General features: G+C 65.5%; 1 pseudogene. It reads right to left on the bottom strand.

Annotated elements, in window-relative coordinates:
- Positions 1-134 precede the first annotated feature (134 nt).
- Positions 135-325 (bottom strand): annotated as a pseudogene (locus BN358_RS26880) (dipeptidase); the annotation flags it as partial.

Below are 325 nucleotides of genomic sequence, written 5' to 3'. Positions count from 1 at the left end.
GGCCAAGTGCGCGCTCATCGCGAAACGGCTCGGTACCGACGTGGGCGACTATGTACTGATCCGTCGCGACGTCGACTGACGGACCGAGTTGGGGACGGTTCCTATTCCGGTCCACTTCCTGAGGATGGACTGAATCAGGAACCGTCCCCGATTTGGTCCGGGGTCCGCAGGGACGCCAGCAGCAGCGCCTCGGACAGGATCGCGTGCTCGAAGGTCTCCAGGTGCAGCGACTCGTTCGGACTGTGCGGCGCTGCCGGCGGGTCGAGGACGGCCGTGACCAGGATCGCCGCGTCCGGGAACTCCCGTGCGAGTTCTGCGATGAACA

This window comes from Sedimentibacter sp. B4 (assembly GCF_000309315.1).
Classification (GTDB): Bacteria; Bacillota; Clostridia; order Tissierellales; family Sedimentibacteraceae; genus Sedimentibacter; species Sedimentibacter saalensis.
This window is presented reverse-complemented; position numbering and strand designations above follow the sequence as displayed.